This window comes from Martelella sp. FOR1707, assembly GCF_053484265.1.
This window is the reverse complement of sequence record NZ_JBAKFP010000003.1, coordinates 23,311-41,422: the sequence shown is the minus strand read 5'-3', so window position 1 is coordinate 41,422 and position 18,112 is coordinate 23,311. Positions and strand designations below refer to the sequence as shown.

16 protein-coding genes are annotated in these 18,112 nt (G+C 63.4%); 8 read left to right on the top strand and 8 right to left on the bottom strand.

The window, feature by feature from the left end; translation table 11 throughout:
- Positions 1 to 102 precede the first annotated feature (102 nt).
- Genes V6765_RS08160 through V6765_RS08140 form a run of 5 tightly spaced genes read left to right on the top strand, consistent with a single transcriptional unit; the run spans position 103 to position 4,367 of the window.
- The gene (locus V6765_RS08160) at positions 103 to 1,290 is read left to right on the top strand and encodes a M20 metallopeptidase family protein (RefSeq protein WP_448427623.1); all 1,188 of its coding nucleotides are present in this window, start codon (positions 103 to 105) and stop codon (positions 1,288 to 1,290) included.
- Positions 1,291 to 1,329: 39 nt separating this feature from the next.
- Positions 1,330 to 2,184 carry an ABC transporter substrate-binding protein gene (locus V6765_RS08155; RefSeq protein WP_448427622.1) on the top strand — a complete coding sequence of 285 codons (855 nt, stop codon included), beginning with the start codon at positions 1,330 to 1,332 and terminating at the stop codon, positions 2,182 to 2,184.
- 7 nt (positions 2,185 to 2,191) lie between these two features.
- Positions 2,192 to 2,911 carry an ABC transporter permease gene (locus V6765_RS08150; protein ID WP_448427621.1) on the top strand — a complete coding sequence of 240 codons (720 nt, stop codon included), beginning with the start codon at positions 2,192 to 2,194 and terminating at the stop codon, positions 2,909 to 2,911.
- A complete protein-coding gene (locus tag V6765_RS08145; protein ID WP_448427620.1) occupies positions 2,911 to 3,597 on the top strand; it encodes an ABC transporter permease in 687 nt (228 codons plus the stop codon). The genes V6765_RS08150 and V6765_RS08145 overlap by 1 nt, the downstream gene beginning before the upstream one ends.
- Positions 3,594 to 4,367, top strand: a complete 774-nt coding sequence (locus V6765_RS08140) for an ABC transporter ATP-binding protein (RefSeq protein ID WP_448427619.1) — start codon at positions 3,594 to 3,596, stop codon at positions 4,365 to 4,367. Before V6765_RS08145 ends, V6765_RS08140 begins: the two co-directional genes overlap by 4 nt.
- A 498-nt stretch (positions 4,368 to 4,865) precedes the next feature.
- Here V6765_RS08140 and V6765_RS08135 read toward each other — a convergent pair whose 3' ends face one another.
- The 4 genes from V6765_RS08135 to V6765_RS08120 form a co-directional block, all read right to left on the bottom strand.
- On the bottom strand, positions 4,866 to 5,861 hold the full coding sequence (locus V6765_RS08135; protein ID WP_448427618.1) for a DUF1775 domain-containing protein: 996 nt from the start codon (positions 5,859 to 5,861) through the stop codon (positions 4,866 to 4,868).
- A 61-nt stretch (positions 5,862 to 5,922) separates the two neighbouring features.
- Entirely contained in the window at positions 5,923 to 6,264 is a 342-nt protein-coding gene (locus tag V6765_RS08130) for a hypothetical protein (protein ID WP_448427617.1), read from the bottom strand.
- 227 nt (positions 6,265 to 6,491) lie between these two features.
- On the bottom strand, positions 6,492 to 7,130 hold the full coding sequence (locus tag V6765_RS08125) for a ZinT family metal-binding protein (protein ID WP_448428759.1): 639 nt from the start codon (positions 7,128 to 7,130) through the stop codon (positions 6,492 to 6,494).
- Between the two features lie 1,230 nt (positions 7,131 to 8,360).
- The gene (locus V6765_RS08120; protein WP_448427616.1) at positions 8,361 to 8,576 is read right to left on the bottom strand and encodes a hypothetical protein; all 216 of its coding nucleotides are present in this window, start codon (positions 8,574 to 8,576) and stop codon (positions 8,361 to 8,363) included.
- Positions 8,577 to 8,921: 345 nt separating this feature from the next.
- Here V6765_RS08120 and V6765_RS08115 point away from each other — a divergent pair, with 345 nt between their 5' ends.
- The 3 genes from V6765_RS08115 (at position 8,922) to V6765_RS08105 (ending at position 12,952) form a co-directional block, all read left to right on the top strand.
- Positions 8,922 to 10,814 carry a PhoX family protein gene (locus V6765_RS08115; RefSeq protein ID WP_448427615.1) on the top strand — a complete coding sequence of 631 codons (1,893 nt, stop codon included), beginning with the start codon at positions 8,922 to 8,924 and terminating at the stop codon, positions 10,812 to 10,814.
- A gap of 333 nt (positions 10,815 to 11,147) precedes the next feature.
- Entirely contained in the window at positions 11,148 to 12,245 is a 1,098-nt protein-coding gene (locus V6765_RS08110) for a sensor histidine kinase (RefSeq protein WP_448427614.1), read from the top strand.
- A complete protein-coding gene (locus V6765_RS08105) occupies positions 12,233 to 12,952 on the top strand; it encodes a LytR/AlgR family response regulator transcription factor (RefSeq protein WP_448427613.1) in 720 nt (239 codons plus the stop codon). The genes V6765_RS08110 and V6765_RS08105 overlap by 13 nt, the downstream gene beginning before the upstream one ends.
- Positions 12,953 to 12,996: 44 nt before the next feature.
- On the opposite strand, the gene V6765_RS08100 is transcribed toward V6765_RS08105, so the two are convergent.
- The 4 genes from V6765_RS08100 to V6765_RS08085 all read right to left on the bottom strand — a co-directional run bounded on the left by V6765_RS08100 (position 12,997) and on the right by V6765_RS08085 (position 18,053).
- The gene (locus V6765_RS08100; protein WP_448427612.1) at positions 12,997 to 14,625 is read right to left on the bottom strand and encodes an ABC transporter ATP-binding protein; all 1,629 of its coding nucleotides are present in this window, start codon (positions 14,623 to 14,625) and stop codon (positions 12,997 to 12,999) included.
- Positions 14,618 to 15,559 (bottom strand): ABC transporter permease, encoded by a 942-nt coding sequence (locus V6765_RS08095; protein ID WP_448427611.1) that lies wholly within the window; start codon positions 15,557 to 15,559, stop codon positions 14,618 to 14,620. Before V6765_RS08095 ends, V6765_RS08100 begins: the two co-directional genes overlap by 8 nt.
- Before the next feature lie 9 nt (positions 15,560 to 15,568).
- Positions 15,569 to 16,483 carry an ABC transporter permease gene (locus V6765_RS08090; RefSeq protein WP_448427610.1) on the bottom strand — a complete coding sequence of 305 codons (915 nt, stop codon included), beginning with the start codon at positions 16,481 to 16,483 and terminating at the stop codon, positions 15,569 to 15,571.
- 70 nt (positions 16,484 to 16,553) lie between these two features.
- Positions 16,554 to 18,053: an ABC transporter substrate-binding protein gene (locus tag V6765_RS08085; RefSeq protein ID WP_448427609.1), complete on the bottom strand. Its 1,500-nt coding sequence runs from the start codon at positions 18,051 to 18,053 to the stop codon at positions 16,554 to 16,556.
- Between the last annotated feature and the right edge of the window lie 59 nt (positions 18,054 to 18,112).

The window sequence follows — 18,112 nt, the reverse complement described above, 5'->3', positions numbered from 1 at the left end:
ACATTTGTACAACATTGCGGTAAATAGGGTTCCGCACCTGAACCTGAAATACCCAATGCCCCGTGTTGGAGAGGCGGTCTCCGCATGGGCGGAAGGATACAAATGAACAAGTTATCGAACGACCCCGGACCCGAGATCGAAGCGCTCGTCCGAAAGGTCGAGGCGCGGATGATCGAGATTCGACGCGATATTCACGCGCACCCCGAGACAGGCTTCGAGACCGTGCGCACCGCCGAAAAGGTTGCCGAGGAATTGCGCGCCATCGGGCTTGAGCCGAAGACCGGGGTCGGGCGCACCGGTGTCGTGGCCGAGATCAAGGGCGGCGCGCCGGGCCCCTGCCTGATCCTGCGCGCGGATATGGATGCCTTGCCGATCCAGGAGATGACCGGCCTGCCCTATGCCTCGACCGTGGCCGGCAAGATGCATGCCTGCGGCCATGACCTGCATACCTCCGCCCTTCTGGGGGCGGCCCATGCATTGAAAGCGCTGGCGCCGAAACTGCGCGGCACCGTGCGCCTTGTGTTCCAGCCCGCCGAGGAAACGCTGGAGAGCGGCGCCGCCGCGATGCTGGCCGATGGCGCGGGCGAGGGGGCGGACATGGCCATAGCCTTCCACAACCGCCCCGAACTGGAGGCGGGCAAGGTGCGGCTGAACCGTGGCGCGGGCACCGCGTCCAGTGATGAGTTCAAGGTGACCATCCGCGGCAAGTCCGGCCATGCCGCACGACCCCATGCTGCGATCGACCCGATCGTCGGCGCGGCCCATGTCATCGCCCAGCTTCAGACCATCATCTCGCGCGAGATGAACCCGGCGCAATCAGCCGTTCTGACCATCGGCCATATCATTGGCGGCGAGACGCAGAACATCATTCCCGACAGCTGCACATTCGAAGGCACCGCGCGCTGCCGCAGCGCCGAATCGCGCGATCGCGTGGAAGACTCCTTCCGCCGGATCTGCACCAATGCGGCCGCGGCCATGAATCTCGAAGCCGAGATCGATTATGTGCGCGGCGTGCCGGCCCTGATCAACGACGACGCCATGGTCGACCGCGCCGCCGCCGCAATCGAGGCCCAGTTTGGCGTAGCGCCGCTCGCGTCCGAGGAGCCGAGTTTCGGGGCAGAGGATTTTTCGCTTTTCAGCGAGCGCATGCCTTCGATCCAGATCCATGTCGGCGCGCAGACCCCCGGCCGCAACGACCGTGTCCATAACTCCGACTACCAGCCCAATGAAAGTTGCATCGCGGACAGCGCTATCGTGCTGACCCGCATGGCCACCGAACTGCTCGCCTGAGCGGTTCCAAATTCAGAAAACCAACAGAGAGGACTATTGATGTTCAAGATCACACGCGCCCTTGCCGGCGCCGCGCTTTCCGCCGCCCTTCTGGCCGCATCCGGCGCCCAGGCCGACGTCACCGACCGGACCATTGTCATGGCCACCGAAGGCTCCTTCCCTCCCTCCAACATGACCCGTCCCAATGGCGAGCTCTACGGCTTCGAGATCGACATGGTGAACGAGATCGCCAAGCGCCAGAACCTGAAGATCGAACTGATCTCGCAGGCCTGGGACGGCATGATCCAGGGCCTGATCGACGGCAAGTATGACGCCATCGTCGACGGCGTCAGCATCACGCCCGCCCGCCAGGAAGTGGTCGACTTCACCCACAACTATACGCTCGGCGGCTCGACCTTTGTGGTCATGAAATCGTCCGGCATCGAATTGCCGATGGATGGCGAATCCGCGCGCCTCGACAATCCCGAGAGCATCGGTCCGGCGATCGATGCCGTTGCCGAGGTTCTCGCCGGCAAGACGGTCGGTGTGCAGCAGGCAACGATCCAGTCCAAGTTCCTTGAGGAATATCTCGAGGATCGCGGCGTCAACGTGCGCACCTACCCGAACGGCCCCGATGTCTACCAGGATCTCAGCGTTGGGCGCATCGACGCGGGCATCGCCTCGCTGACCAATGTCTCGGCCTTCCTCGAAAAGAATGCCGACAAGGCCGCCGCAACCGGTCCGGCCTTTGGCGGCGGGATCATGGGCAATGGTTCCGGCCTCGTGGTGCAGAAGGGCGACGAGGAACTGCGCGACGCGCTCAATGCCGGGCTGGAAAGCATTGTGGCCGATGGCACGCTGGCCGATCTGTCGCGGAAGTGGTTCGGCCTGGTCGTGACCCCGCAGCAATACTGATGGGCGCATGACTTCAAATCTGTATCTCCTGGGCTTCGGCCCCGAGGGATGGGGGCCGGTGCTCGTGCGCGCCGGTCTCATGACCCTCGCCGTTTCGATCGCGGCCTATTTGCTCGGCACGGTCTTGGGAACGCTGACCGTTTGGGCGCGCATCTCGGGCAATGTCTGGGTGTGCCGGCTGGCCGAGACCTATGTGGTGGTTCTGCGCGGCGTTCCCGACCTGCTGGTCATCTTCCTGTTCTACTTCGGCGGGCGCCAGGTGGTGGCCTTCCTGGGCACCGCGCTCGGATTCGAAGGCCCCTTCGATATCAGCGGCTTCGTTGCCGGCATGCTGGCGATCGGCCTGATCTCGGGCGCAACCCAGTCTGAGGTCCTGCGCGGGGCCTACCAGGCCGTGCCGGTCGGCACGCTGGAGGCCGGCCGCGTCGTGGGCATGACGCGCTGGCAGCTCTTTCGCCGCGTGACCGCGCCGCAGGCGATGGTGACGGCAATCCCGGGCATGGGCAATCAATGGCAGTCCGTCATCAAGGAAAGCGCGCTGGTTTCGGTCACGGGATTGGTTGAAACCATGCGCCAGGTCTCGATCGCCGCCGGCACCACGCAGGAACATTTCCTTTTCTATAGCGCCGCGGCCGTCATCTATCTGGTCATCACAACTCTGTCCGACCAGGCCTTCCGGCTGCTCGAACGGCGCGCAATGGCCGGCTATTCCGGAGAGGCACGCTGATGGAGTTTTCCTATTTCGTTTCCCTCTTCCAGGCGCTGCTTTCCGGCCTGCCGCTGACGCTCAATCTTGCCTTTTTCTCGCTGTTGGGCGGCTTCGCTCTCGCCCTGCTGCTGAACCTTGCGCGCGCCACGCGGGTCGGCAACGCGGTGGCAGGAACCTACGTCTTCATCTTCCGCGGCACGCCGCTGCTGGTCCAGCTCTTCATGATCTATTTCGGCCTGGCGCAATTCGAGTTCATCCGCGCGAGCTTTCTGTGGCCATTGCTGCGCGAACCCTATTGGTGCGGCCTGATTGCGCTGACGCTCAACGACGCGGCCTATACGTCGGAAATCCTGCGCGGCGGGCTGCGCGCCGTGCCGAAGGGCACGCAGGAGGCGGCGCGGGTCTGCGGCATGTCGGGCCTTCAGGTCCTGCGCCGCGTAACCCTGCCGATCGCGATCCGGCAGGCCCTGCCGGCCTATTCCAACGAGATCATCTCGATGCTGAAAGCCACCGCGCTGGTCAGCATGATCAGCCTGATGGATGTCACCGGCATCGCCCGCGAGGCCGTCGCGGAAACCTGGCGCGCGGTCGAGATCTTCGTCTGCGCGGGTCTGATCTACCTGGCAATGTCGCTGATCATCACCCGCGCGACATCTCTCGTCGAGCGCGCCCTCTCTCCCTGGCAATTCGGAGCAAGACCATGACTTCCCATCCTACCGCGGTTTCCGTCGAGGGCCTTCACAAGAGTTTCGGCGAGAACGAGGTGCTTCGCGGCATCGACCTGACGGCGCATGATGGCGACGTCATCTCGCTGATCGGGGCCAGCGGCTCCGGCAAGAGCACGCTTCTGCGCTGCATTCCCATGCTGGAGACGCCCGACAGCGGCGTCATCTCGGTCGGCCGGGCGCGTCTTTCGCCCAGCGGCGGCACGCTGACACGGGGCGAAATGCGCACGGTGCGCGCCATGCGCCGCGAACTCGGCTTCGTGTTCCAGAACTTCAATCTCTGGCCGCACCGCACCGTGTTGCAGAACGTGATCGAATCTCCGCTGATCGTGCAGCGCCGCGACAAGGCCGAATGCCGAGATGAGGCGCTGGCGCTGCTCGAAAAGGTGGGCCTGCCCGAAAAGGCGGACGCCTGGCCGAACGAGCTCTCGGGCGGGCAGCAGCAGCGCGTCGCCATCGCCCGCGCTCTGGCGCAGAAACCCCGCGCGCTGCTTTTCGACGAGCCTACCTCGGCGCTCGACCCGGAACTGGTTGGCGAGGTGCTGAAGGTCATGCGCGACCTCGCCGGCGAGGGCCGCACCATGATCATCGTCACCCATGAAATGGGCTTTGCCCGCGAGGTCTCGACCCGCACGGTCTTCCTGCACCAGGGGATTATCGAAGAGGACGGCACGCCCGACGAGGTTTTCGGCAATACCCAATCGGAACGCTGCACCGCCTTCCTCAGCGGCTATTTCGACCGCGCATGACTATCCGGTTTGGCTCCCAGCCAGCCCCGTGTTCGGCAGAGTGTTCCGCGCGCCAAGGGAGTGCGGTTTCGAGGAAAGCGATTCCGATCAGCCTGTGAGCGATTGCGATGATGCGCCATAAGGCTTGGCTATTGGCTTAGAGCCCTTCAGGCTTAAATGGAATCCGTTCTGTTTGCCCAAGCCGGTTCTTCCACGCGAAGAAGCCCGCGCGGCATAGCCTTAGCTATGGCGAAGGGCTTCGACAAAGTGTAGGGCCGGTTTGGGCAAACCCGAAGGGCGGCATGAATTTGCGCCATTACCGGCGGTCTTCGGCTTGGACATAGCGACGGCTATGCCCTGCGCCAAAGCCCTTGGTCCTGGCGCAAATTCCTTGCCGCAGAACGCTTCCATTTAAGCCTGAAGGGCTCTAAGTGCGGAACTGCCGCAGGCGATCCAGAACGTGATACCGCGGCTGACCAACATCGCCGTCCGGTGGAGGGGCGGCGACAGGTCTGAAGCTCAGTTGGCGTTCATGTCGCCATGATCCATGCCATGCATGTCGTGGCCGGCATCTTGTGCGGCGATGCTTCTCACGGCGAAGGGCACGGTCACGGTGCCGGCCTTTTCGAAGGTCAGTTCGACATCGACGACGCTGTCTTCGACCAGCGGCCCGTTGAGCTGCATGAACATCACATGCATGCCGCCGGGCGAGAGCGTCACGGTTTCATGAGCCGGAACCGGAATGCCGTCGGACATCCGGTACATCTTCATCACCTCGCCATCCATGCGCATGTTGTGAAGCTGCAATTCGCCGGCGGCCTCTGAAGAGGCGGCGATAAGGCGGTCATCGGTATCGCCATTATTGGTGATCGTCATGAAGCCGCCCCCGACGGGCGCACCGGGCAGGGTGGCGCGGGCAAAGGCGCCGTCGATTTCGAGATCGCCGAGCGTCACATGGTCCGGCGCAGTGGCGTCATCGTGGTCGTGATGGTCGTCGCCGCCGTCGGCCGCGGTAACGGTGAGCTTTGGCGCGGGCTCGCCGTCGCCGGCTTCGCCCGTGGCGGTCCAGTGGTTGGCGCTGCCATCGGCGCAGAGCTGCTCAGCGGGGAAGTAGAGCGCCGTGCCGGGTGCGATATCGGAAGAGAGCGAGCCGCGCATGACGAATTCATCGTAATGGGCGTCGGGCAGTTCGCCGCCCGTCCAGATCACCTCGGTCACGCCTTCGCTGACCGGCCTGCCGTGATCCATATAGGTATTGGCATAGGCGCCGGTAACGGTTTCAAGCTGCCAGCCCGCATGCGGCATCGGCTTCACGCTATAGAAGCCTTCCGGCACCTTGACGCGGATTTCGGTGGTCGCCGCGCCATCGCAGCCATGGGGAACGCGGATGACGGCCTTGTAGCTGCCGCCGGCGGCCGCTTCCGGAGTCTCGAGCGTCATGTGGGCACTGGCGGCGGAAAGGCTGGCAAGGCTGATCGCGCCGGCCCATGCGAGACGGGTCATGAACATGGTCATGGAAAATACTCCGTTTGGAATTGTCGTGATTTTTTGGGCTGTTGAAGCCCGCGTCAAAAAATCAGACAGCAAACGGCGGCGCGCGCGGATTGTAGTGATCGGTGTGGAGGACGAGCGTCAGGGCCTGGTCGTTCACCGTGAAGACATGCGCGACAAGGCAGGTATAGGCCGGAACGGCCTCGTCCGGCGGCGGCGGCAGGATGGCGGCATCCTGGCGGCAGGCATGGCAGGGGCCATGGCTTGCGGTCCCGTGGTCGGCAGGCCCGCTGCCGCAGACAACGCTCTGGGAGGATGCCAGGAGCGAACCGGCATCATGATGCGTCAAGGCCGGCATGTAGGGCTGATAGACAAAGGCAAGCGCAAAGACGGCGATCACGGCCAGCGCCGCCGCCAGTTCCCGCATCGCTGCCTTCAATCCCCGCAAACCCAATGCCTCCCCATCATCCCGCTGTTTCGCCGAAGTGTGCATAAGCTCGGCGAAACAAGAATGGAAGCCGCAATTTATTGCAACCTGCCAATTTGACGCAAGAGAAATGCCAGGTCGGTCGCGCCGGGCTCATGTGCTGTCCTGACCATTCGGTGCGCCCGGCCAAATAGGCCGAGCGCTTGTTTCTGCCTTTCGTGCAAGGCTCAATGCGCCAGCATCTCCTGGACGATCTGGTCGGCGTTGAACGATGACGGGTAATAAGTCGGCCAGTTGGTGAGTTCTTCCAGTACTGCAGCACGGTCGTCACCCCAGTAGAGGTGATAGTGATCGGCGTCGGCCGGTGCGATCCGGTGGTCGGAGAACTGGATGAACTGAGGCGCGGCTTCATCGCCGCCGGTCTTTTCGAAGATGAAGCGGACGCCGCGGTTACCCTTGGCATAGGTCAGGATTTCATAGCCGTCGCTTGCGTACTGACCTTTGACGGCCGCGCCATCCCGATAGAAGGTGACCACGTCGCCCTCGATTGTAATGCGCTCGACATCGGTCTTGTAGCCGGTGTCGTAATAGGCCTTGTATTCTTCGGCGGTCATCGCGCCGGTCTCGGCCTTGTGCGCCATCACCGGATCGAGGGTGCCGTCCTGAAGATAGGGATAGACCGACTGCCAGTCGCCTTCCCAGTCGGAAAGCGGACGGTCCGCGATCTGGCTGTCCTCGAAATAGCCCTTGTAGATTTGCGGATCGCCATGATCGTGGGCATGCGCTTCGTCGCCATGGGCGTGATCGTCGTGCTCGCCTTCATGCACCATGCCGCTGCCGCCGGCAACGGCGATATTGTAGGGCATGTCGCCGACGTCGATGGTGCCCACTTCCGTCAGGTCCTCCTTGGCGATGCGGCGGACGAGACCGGCATTCGGATCGCTCATCACGATTTCATCGCCGGCCATGGCGATGCGCGGGCGCGGGTCGTTCCAGTGACCGTCCATCGAATAGGGTTCGGTGACCTTGGCGCTTGTCGTGAGGCTGGCGGCCAGAATGTCGATCTGGTGCAGGCTGCCGTCTTCGGTCAGCACATAGCCGAAGCGCGCATTGGCCGGATCGAGCGCGAAGTCGACGCGGCGGAAAGGCAGGTCGATATAGCTGAAATGCGGCTCATCGGCCGGGTCGATGACAACGAGGCCATCCTTGCCGTAATTGCCGAGAAACACCTGCATGCTCTTCGCGCCGAGCAGGGTGCCCGTGGTCTCGCCTTCCGGCAGATCGTCGGGATAGGTCAGCATCTCGAAGACGGGGCCGTCTTCGCCCGGTGTCACGGTCAGCACGCCTTCCTGGCAACCGGCGGCCAGATAAGCGCCGGAGAAGGCTTCGCCGTGAATACCGGTGCAGGTCGCGACATCGCCGGCCGGCTCGCCGTCTTCGCTCACGGCGCGCAGACCAATGCGGGTGCCGTCAACCGGCGTGTCGGTGGCGACGGTGGTGACCCAGTACTGGCCGACGGGGGCGGCAAAGCCGTGATGGGCGCGGTCCTGCTTCAGTTCGCTGGTTGCAATCTCGCCATGGGAAAGTTCATGGGCATCGACGATCGCGGCATAGCCGCCCTTGTCGAAATTGATAACGACCTTGCCGTCATGATCGATGATGTGGAACGGGCGCGGGCCGGTGAGGCTGCCCTCGATGGCGGTGGGCTCTTTAATGTCGATATCGGCATGATCGCCATGGGAATGCAGCAAAATCCCGCTGTCGATGAAGTGAACCGCATCGCTGTCCGACTGGACGGCGACGATGGCCGCGCCATCATTGACCGCGTAGAGCTTGTTCTGACCGACGGTGTCGAAGGACCAGCGATGGTCGGGTTCGCTGAGGTCGAAGGCGGTGACCTTCGCATCCGCATGGTCGCCGACGAAAACCCGGTAGAGGGTGACGCTGTCCTCATGGTCATCGGCAAACGCTGCCGGCGCGCCGAGCGCAATCGTGAGCGTGGAAGCGCCCAGGATCCATCGTTTCATATCTGTCTCTCCTTAATGGTATAACGTAACAGTTATGGGCAAGGTTCGGCCTCGCCCGGTTTATTGGTGTCAGCCGTTATTGGTGGCGGCGGCGAGCGTTTCGACGTTGTGTCGCCTCATGTCTATGTAGCTCCGCGCGGGGCCATCGGCTGAAGACAACGCGTCCGAAGGGCGCGTTTCGGGTTTGCGCTCTCTATCGCCGGCAACGCCGGTCAGGTCATGCCCCGCCGGAGGTCGGTCATATCCAAGCGTCAGTTCGCGAAAGGTCAGGCAAGCCTCGGCCATAGAGATGCTCATTCTGGTGGGTGGATCAGTAATGTAATATCATTACGATTATCGAACGCGTGATATGAAAGCAACCGCTTTTTCCGCCTTGTTGAAAACCTGGTGCGGGTTTCAGAATTGCGTCCGACAATAGGGGCGCAGGAGGTGTGGATTGTGCTTCACCGCGGACATTTCTGCGCCTCCTTCCGCAGGCCGGCTCCCACGCCGCCTCTCTGTCTCGGCCATCGCAGCGTTTCCGGGGTCGAACACACGTTTTTATGCGGCCCTCGACGGGACATTCATGCCGCCGTCAAGAAAGCACTGTAGGGTCGGTTTTGTAATGCTATTAAATTACGAGGACCTTTCATGACCAGGATACCGCCCATCAAGATGCCCGCCGACGCGTGGGATGAACTCAATTTTCCCCGGCCCGAAGAAAGCGATTTCGACCGGGTGGTCGAACGCGCGATCTCGCGGCGCGGCTTCCTCGGCGGCGTTGTCGCCTTCGGATCTGGCGCCGTAGCCATGAGCGCCGGCCTGTTGCCCAGCGGTGCGGCGGAAGCGGCAGCGCCGCAATCGCGCTTTCCGTTCACGCCGATCGCCGCCCAGACCGACTACGCCTTTCACGTGCCCGAAGGCTATAAAGCCAGGGTTCTGGTGAGCTGGGGCGATCCGCTCTATGACGGCGTGGCCGAATTCAACCATGAGACCGGCGGCTCGGTCGAGGAATCCGACAAGGTCTTCGGTGAGAACACCGATGGCATGGAGACCTTCGAGATCGGTGGTCACCAGATTCTCGCGGTCAACAACGAATATGTGAACAGCGATATCAACCTGCCGCATACCGAGGATGGCGTGCCGCAGAGCGCGGCCGACGTGCTGAAGCTGCAGAACCTGCAGGGCGTGACCGTGGTCGAGATCGCGGAAGGCGCGGACGGCTGGTCCGTGGTGCGCTCCAGCCCGTTTAACCGTCGCCTGCACCACAATGCGCCGATGGCGATTTCGGGTCCGGCCGCCGGCCATCCGCTCATGAAGACGGAAGCCGACCCGGACGGCCGCGCCGTGCTCGGCACGCTCGGCAATTGCGGCGCCGGCAAGACGCCGTGGGGCACCTATCTGACCTGCGAGGAGAACTTCAACGGCTATTTCGGCGCAACCGAAGAGACAAGCTACAGCGATGATGTCGCCGCCGGCTACGAGCGCTATGGCATGGCGGCCGAAAGCCAGTACGGCTACGAAAAGTTCGATCCGCGCTTCGATACCTCGAAGAACCCCAACGAGCCGCACCGCTTCGGCTGGGTGGTCGAGATCGACCCGACCGATCCCGACAGCACGCCGGTCAAGCGCACCGGGCTCGGCCGCTTCAAGCATGAAAACGCCGAAGTGACGCTCGCCCCCGATGGCCGCGTCGTGGTCTATCTCGGCGATGACGAGCGCGGCGAGTTCCTCTATCGCTTCGTCTCGACCCATCCCTATGTCGCCGGCGGCGATACCGATGGCCTCCTCGATGACGGCACGCTCTATGTCGCCAAATTCAACGACGACCAGACCGGCGAATGGCTGGCGCTGACGCCGGAAACCACCGGTATGGAAGAAGCCGACATCCTGATCTTCGCCCGCATGGCCGGATCGAAGGTGGGAGCCACGACCATGGACCGTCCCGAATGGGTCGCGGTCAACCCTTACGCCGTCGAAGCCTATTGCTGTCTCACCAACAACAAGAACCGCGGCGTCAAGGCCAATGCCGGCGGCGACGCCACGCCTGTCGGCGGGCCGAACCCGCGCGAGGCCAATAAATACGGCCAGATCGTGCGCTGGTATCCCGATGGCGACGATCACGCCGCCGACACGTTCCGCTGGGACCTGTTCGTCATGGCCGGCAATCCGGAGGTCCATTCGGACGCCAATGCCGGCTCGCCCAACATCAACAGCGGCAATCTGTTCAACTCGCCTGACGGCATGGCTTTCGACACCAGCGGTCTGGTCTGGATCCAGACCGACGGTGAGGACAGCAATGAGGGCGAATTCGCCGGCATGGGCAACAACCAGCAGCTTGCCGGCGATCCGGCAACGGGCGAGATCGTCCGCTTCCTGACCGGTCCGCGCGGCGGCGAGATCACCGGCCTGTGCTGGTCCGCCGACCGGCGCACCATGTTCGTCGGCGTCCAGCATCCGGGCGGCTCGTGGCCGGCGGAAGAAGGCCTGCCGCGCTCCTCGATCATGGCGATCAAGCGCGACGACAACGGCCTTGTTGGCTGACGTCTTCCGGTATCAAGATGGCATGGCGCGCCAAGCGCCCTGCCTACGGCGTTGGCATGGACCTGGCCTATCGGTCGGATGGCGGTTCGATGTATCGAATGCACGGATGGATATAGGCGGCCAGTTCTTTTGGCGCGCCTTTTGGGGAGGCCTTTCTTCAATCGCCGCTTTTGGACGGTCACACGAAACGCCGTCGCGACGGATGTGCGGCCGACAGCGCGAATTCATCCGTATTTCGATGAACGTGATTATTTTTTCGATGAACCGGCATTCGTTCCCGCGCGGGATGCGCGTAAGTTGGCGGCAGTCGACGCGAGGGAAGGGTGCCAGACCATGGTCAGTGATACGGCGCATCTTGATGCCGCCAATGGCAGTGCGCACGCAAGCGCCGGCGGTCGTGCGCCTGTGCTCACGACATTCTGGGGCGCGCAATGTGCGGTCTGGAGTTTTCTGATCCTTTTCGGCTGGACCGCACGGCTCATCACCTTCGGCGATGTCTTCGCCGCAACGGCTATGACGCTGATCGTGGACCCGATCGCCTTTCTCATGACCGGCGCGCTGCATGTGTTTTTCCTGTCGCGTCGTCGCCGGGTTACGTCCCTCCCGATCGTCGTCTTCCTGCTCTGTTTTTCCGTCGTCGGCGGCTTCCTGCTGCACGGTATCGCCGACATCGTGCGCCGTCTGGTGCTCGACGACATGCCGCTTCCGCTCAGCCCGGCGATGATGACCGTATTTTACACGATCCTGCTCATCGGCTGGTCGTTGATGTATTTCTGGCGCACGGCGCTGCTGGAGGCGCGCTCCGAGCGCCTGCGTGCCGCCGAGGCGCAGGCGGAGGCAGTCCGGCTGGAAATGGAGCGGCTGCATCTGCAACTCGCCCCGCATTTTCTCTTCAACGCGCTGAATTCGGTGGCCTCGGAAATTCACGACCGGCCCGACGAGGCGCTGGAGATGGTCCGTCGCATCGCGGCCTATCTGCGCTACTGTCTCGACCACGCGGCCCATTCGCGCTGTCCGCTGGAAGACGAGCTGGAAGCGATGCGCGCCTATCTGCGCATACAGGAACTGCGTTTCGAGGAGCGGCTGCGGACGACCGTCTCTGTCGATCCTGCCGCGCTCAACGTGCTGGTGCCGCACATGATCCTTCAGGCGTTGGTGGAAAATGCCGTAAAGCACGGCCTGCGGCATCAGGACGACGCCATCGAGATCGGCGTAAAGGTCGAACGCTTCGACGAGGGCAGTATCGTCATCGAGGTCGTCAACTCGGGAACGTTGCGTTCGGAACGGTCGGACAGACCGGCCATCGGCCTCGCCAATACCAGACAGCGTCTTCATCTTCATTACCCGGAAGGCTATGAGCTGACATTGAAACAGGCCGGTGATCGCGTCGTCGCCAGGCTGATGCTGAGGGGATCCGCATGCCGCGTGTAGTGCTCATCGATGACGAGCCGCCGGCGCGGCGCGGCCTCACGCGCATGCTCGCCGCCTTCGATGATATCGACATCGTCGGCGAGGCCGGCACGATCGACCAGGCGCGAGACCTGATCGCGACGCTGCGCCCGGATGCGGTGTTTCTGGATATAGAGCTGTCAAGCGGCAAGGGTTTCGACATCATCACCGACCTGTCGCCCGATACCGCGGTGATCGTCGTGACGGCCTATAGTCTCTATGCGATCGATGCGTTCGACGTGGCTGCGCTCGACTTTCTGGTCAAGCCGGTCGACCCGGACCGGCTCGAGACCGCGATCAACCGCCTCAGGGAACGCCTTGCGCCGCCGCCGTTGGCGGCCGCCGAAGCCCGGCCGCCGGCGCGCATTTTGCTGAAATCGATGATGTCTTCGGTTATGGTTCCGGTCAGTTCAATCACGCTGCTGCAGGCGGAAGCCGACTTCACGCGGGTGCATCTCGATAGCGACCAGGCCTATCTTGCCGGCGGCCTGCTCGGCAAGTTCGAGGCCGACCTGCCATCACCTCCATTTCGCCGGCTGAGCCGCTCGTTGATCGTTAACCTCGAACATATCCACACGGTCGAATGGCAGGCGGGCGGGCGAAGCATTCTGCGTTTCAGCGAGGCCGGTCGCGAAATCTCTCTTGGCCGCTCCGCAACCAGACGCCTGCGCCAGCTTCTGGATGACTGAGCCTCGGCTTATTGCAGTTACTTGGAGGCAAGCGACAGTATCCCCTATAGGGCGCTCTCCAGCGCCAGTCTCGCCTTTCGGTGTTCTGCCTGCACGTCGGGGTCGGGGTCGAGGCCGGCGGCGAGGAGGCGTTGGGTGTAGAGTTCCCGCGGGTTTTCGAAAATCTGCCGGACGGTCCCCTGTTCGACGATCTCGCCGCGCTGCATCACCAGCACCCGGTCGGCGAAGTCGCGCACCACGGGCAGGTCGTGGGCGATGAAGATGAAGGCGATGCCAAGCCGGTCACGCAGTTCCCCGAGAAGGGCGATCACCTGCGCCTGGATCGAGACGTCGAGTGCGGACACCGCCTCGTCGCAGATGATCACGTCAGGTTCGAGCGCCAACGCGCGGGCGATCGCGATGCGCTGGCGCTGGCCGCCGGAAAACTGGTGCGGGTGGCGCGCGGCGTGCTCGGCCTTCAGCCCCACCTGCTGCAACAGTTCATTCACCCGGTCGCGCCATTTCTCCTTCGGCAGAATCTCGGGGTGGATCACCCAGGCCTCGGAGATGATCTGGTAGATCGACATATGCGGGTTGAGCGACTGCGTCGGGTCCTGGAAGACCATCTGCAGGTGACGGCGGACCGCGCGCATTTGCCGGTACGATTTCGTCAGCAGGTCCTCGCCCTTCCACAGCACTTTGCCGCCGGAAGCCTCTTCGAGCCTGAGGATCAGCTTGGCGACCGTGGATTTGCCCGAACCGCTTTCGCCGACGACGGCGAGCGTTTCTCCGGCATGGAGCTCGAAATCGGCGTTCTTCAGCGCGGTGAACGCGCCGTAGGTCTTGGTGAGGCCGGAGACCTGCAGGATCGGCTGGCGGTCGTTTTCACCCGTGCGCATCTCGCCCTTGCCGGGGGCTGCGGCCAGTAGTTTCCGGGTATAGGGGTGCTGGGCGTTGTGATAGAGCTCGCGCGGCGTGCCGGTCTCCACGATCCGGCCGCCCTCCATCACCACGGCCCGGTCCGCCGCCTCGGCGACGACGCCGAGATCATGGGTGATCAGCAGGAGACCCATGCCGGTTTCCGCCTGCAGCTCCTCCAAGAGCGACAGCACCTCCGCCTGCACGGTGACGTCGAGCGCGGTGGTCGGCTCGTCGGCGATCAGGATGTCCGGCTTGAGCGCCAGCGCCATCGCGATCATCAGCCGCTGGCGCTGGCCGCCGGAAAACTGGTGCGGGTATTTCTTCAACGCGGCCGCGGCGTCGGGAATGCCGACGCGTTCCATCAGCTTCAGGGCGCGGGCAAAAGCCTCATCCTTGCTCTTGCCGTGGCACATCGCCGCCTCGGCAATCTGCCAGCCGACCGGATAGACCGGGTTCAGGTGGCTGAGCGGGTCCTGGAAGATCATCGCGATCCGCTTGCCGTTGATCCGGCGGCGCTCCTCGCTGGAAAGCGTCAGCAGGTCGCGGCCTTCGAACAGCACCTCGCCGCTCACGATCTCGCCGGGCGGGCAGTCGATCAGGTTCATGATCGCCGACGCCGAGACCGATTTGCCCGAACCGCTTTCGCCGAGGATCGCCAGCGTCTCGCCCCGGTCGAGATGCCACGACACGTCGTTGACCGCGTCGACCGGACCGCGCGCGGTGTGGAAGCGGACCGAGAGATTGCGTACCTCAAGGAGGTGGGAACTAGCCATTGGACTTGCCTCCGATTTCGAGCCGCCAGCGCTGGGTCGGGTTCAGCGCGATCCGCATCCAGCTCGAAAGCAGGTTGAGCGACATGGTGGTCAGGATGATCGCAAGGCCCGGCCAGAAGGCGAGCCACCATGCGCTTGTCAGATATTGCCGCCCCTGGCTCACCATCAGCCCCCAGGTGATCTCCGGCGGCTGGATGCCGATGCCGAGGAAGGAGAGGGCGGATTCCGCCAGCATCACGAAGGCGAAGTCGAGCGTGGCGATGGTCAGCAACGTCGGCAGCACCACCGGCAGGATGTGAAACAGCACGATGCGCAGATTGGACGCGCCCATGACCTGCGCCGCCTGCACGAACATGCGCTTGCGCACTTCCAGCACCTCAGCGCGGGTCGTGCGCAGATAGATCGGGATGCGGGTGATGGCGAGCACCAGAACCAGATTGGCGATCGACGGCTCCAGCACGTAGAGCACGGTGACGGCCAGCAGCAGCGAGGGAAACGACATGATGACGTCGGCAAGCCGCATGATGATTTCGCTGTGCCACCGGTCGCGATAGCCGGCGATGAGGCCGAGCGTGGACCCGATCACGAGCGAGGCGGCGACTGCGCCGGCCGAGACCACCATGGTGTTGCGCGCCGCGACGATGATGCGGGCGAGAAGCGGCCGGCCCAGCGCATCGCCGCCGAGCAGATAGAGAAAGCCGCGCTCGAACGAAAACGGCGGCGCGTTGCGGGCGCGCAGGTTCTGCTTTGCGGCAACGCCATCAAGCAGCATCGGCCCGAAGATCGCGCAGGCCACGATGAGGATCAGGAACAATACGGCCGCAAAGGCGAACTTGTCGGCCCACAGCATTTTAAGAAAGCGCCGGAAAGCGCCCGGTTCTTGCCTGGAAACGGTCGGGTGCTCCGCTCTGGCCTCTGTCGTGGTATCGCTCATCGGCGTCCCTCAGGTTCGTATGCGCGGATCGAGCACCGCATAGGCAAGGTCGATCAGGAGGTTCATGATGAAGATCGCGATCGCCGTCACCATGATCGCGGCCAGAATGACGTTGAAATCGCGCTGCATGATGGAATCGATCATCAGCTTGCCGACGCCGGGAAAGCCGAAAATCGTCTCCACCACCACCGCGCCGTTCAAAAGCGCGGCTGCCTGATCGCCGATCACAGTGATCACCGGCAGCATGGCATTGCGCAGCGCGTGGACGAAGATGATCGGCCGGTTCTTCACGCCCTTGGCCCGCGCCGTCTTCACATAGGCGGAGCCGAGCGCGTTGATCATCGATCCGCGCACGATCTGCAGGATCAGCCCGAACGGCCGGATGAACAGCACGGCGACCGGCAGAACCCAGTGCCATGGGGTGCCGGTTCCCGAGGTCGGAAGCCAGCCAAGGGTGACGGAAAAGATTACGATGCCGACGATCGCCACCCAGAAATCGGGGGCCGAAGCGCCGATCAGCGACAGGACGGAGGCCGCCCGGTCAAACCAGGTGCCGACATTGAAGGCCGCAATCGCGCCGACCGTGATGGCGGCGGCGGTCACCAGAACCATGGTGATGAAGGCAAGCTGCAGAGTCCAGGCGAAGGCCTCGATGACCACCTCCAGCGCGGGGCGGGCCTTTCGCAGGCTCTCGCCGAAATCGAGCCGGACGATATCGGTAACATAGTGCCAGAACTGCACCAGAACCGGATCGTTCAGGCCGTGGATTTCGCGGAAGTTCTCGCGCATCGTCTCGGATGCGTCGACCGGCAGGTAAAGCGATGTCGGGTCGCCGGTCAGCCGGGACAGGAAGAACACAAGCACGATCAGGACCAGCAGCGAGACGAAGCTCGTCAACCCGCGTTTTCCCAGCGTTTTCTTCATCGTGTTCTCTCGTTTTCAAAAGGGAAGCACGCGCGGGAGGACCGCGCGCGCGCTCTTCGTTCGAAAGGTCTTACTTCAGGCCGATTTCGGCAAGCTGAAGCTGGCTGTTGGTCGCGATTGTCGGCGTGAAATCCACGTTTTCGCCGACGCGAGCGAAGCCGACCATATGGAACAGCAGCACATCGGCGATGACGTCGTCATGCAGGTAGCCGAAGAGTTCCGACCACAGCGCCTCGCGCTCCTCGCCGGTTGCCGCGGTTGCTTCCTCGATCAGCTCGTCGGCATGCGCGTCGGCAATGCCCGACTGGCGGCCTTCGGAGTGGTACTTGAAGAACATCGAGAATACCGGATCGCCGCGCGAATTGTCATGCTGCGCGCCGACCATGATCGGACCGCGATCATCGACATAGGGCTTGGAGTAGAACTGTTCGTGTTCCGCCACCTCGACCATCTGGAGCTTCACGTTGAAGCCCGCCTCGTTCAGCATGCTGGTGATCGCCTCGTAGAATTCGGTCGCGCCGGGGAAGTTGCCGGTGCGGCCGACCAGCAGGATCTCGGTGTCCACCGGAACGCCGTCCGCTGCGGCTTCCTCGAGAAGCGCGCGCGCGCGTTCGGGATCATAGGGCCACGCCTCGGTGTCGGGGTTCCAGCCGAGCGTCGTCGGCACGTTGATCGCGGTGGCGATATCCGCGCCTTCGGGCAGGATGGTGCCGATGAAGGCTTCCCGGTCAATGGCGATGTTCAGCGCCTCGCGCACGCGCTTGTCGGAAAGCGGCGGCACGGAGTGGTCGATCCGCAGATAGGTCGTCTCCGAGTTCGGGTAGGCGTGGTCGAGATCGGTGGTCGCGTCGATGGCCGAGATCGACGGCGCGATGTCGGCCTCGCCGGTCTCCACCATGGCGGCGCGCACGGCGGCATCGGAACGGAACACATATTCCGCGGTTTCCACGGCCGGCGCTTCGCCCCAATAGTCGTCGCGGCGCGTCAGCGTGATGGACTGGCCCGGCGTCCAGTCGGAAAGCACGTAAGGCCCGGTGCCGATCGGCTCGCGGGTGAATTCGACCGGCGTTTCCGACGGCACGATGGTCAGCAGCGAAAGCAGGAGCGGCAGGATCGGCTGCGCGGGATCGGTGGTGAAGTCGATCGTGTGCTCGTCGACAACCGAAGGCGTGATCGTGATGCCGTCATAATAGCGCGAGATCTCGCAGACGATCTGGTCGCTCTGCGCCCTGTCGAAGGAGTGCTTCACGTCTTCAGCGTCGAAGGCCGAACCGTCGGAGAACGTCACGCCCTCGCGCAGGTGGAAGCGCCAGGTGTTGTCGTCCGTCATCTCCCAGCTTTCGGCCAGGCGCGGTTTCAGCCCCTCATCGCCACGAACGTCGAGTTCAGTCAGCGTTTCGGAGATGTTCTGGAGCACGATGCGCCCGATATTGGAGCGCGTCGCCATGCATGGCTCGACAAGATCCGGCTCTTCCGCCAGCACGACGGTGACCGATCCTTCCTCCTGTGCAAAGGCCGGCGTCAGCGATGACGCCAGCATCAGCCCGGCAAGCAAAGTTCTGCGTTTCATTGTTTTCCTCCTCCAGGAACGTCGCAGCATAACGTCGTTCAGGCCCTTGCGCCGCTGCG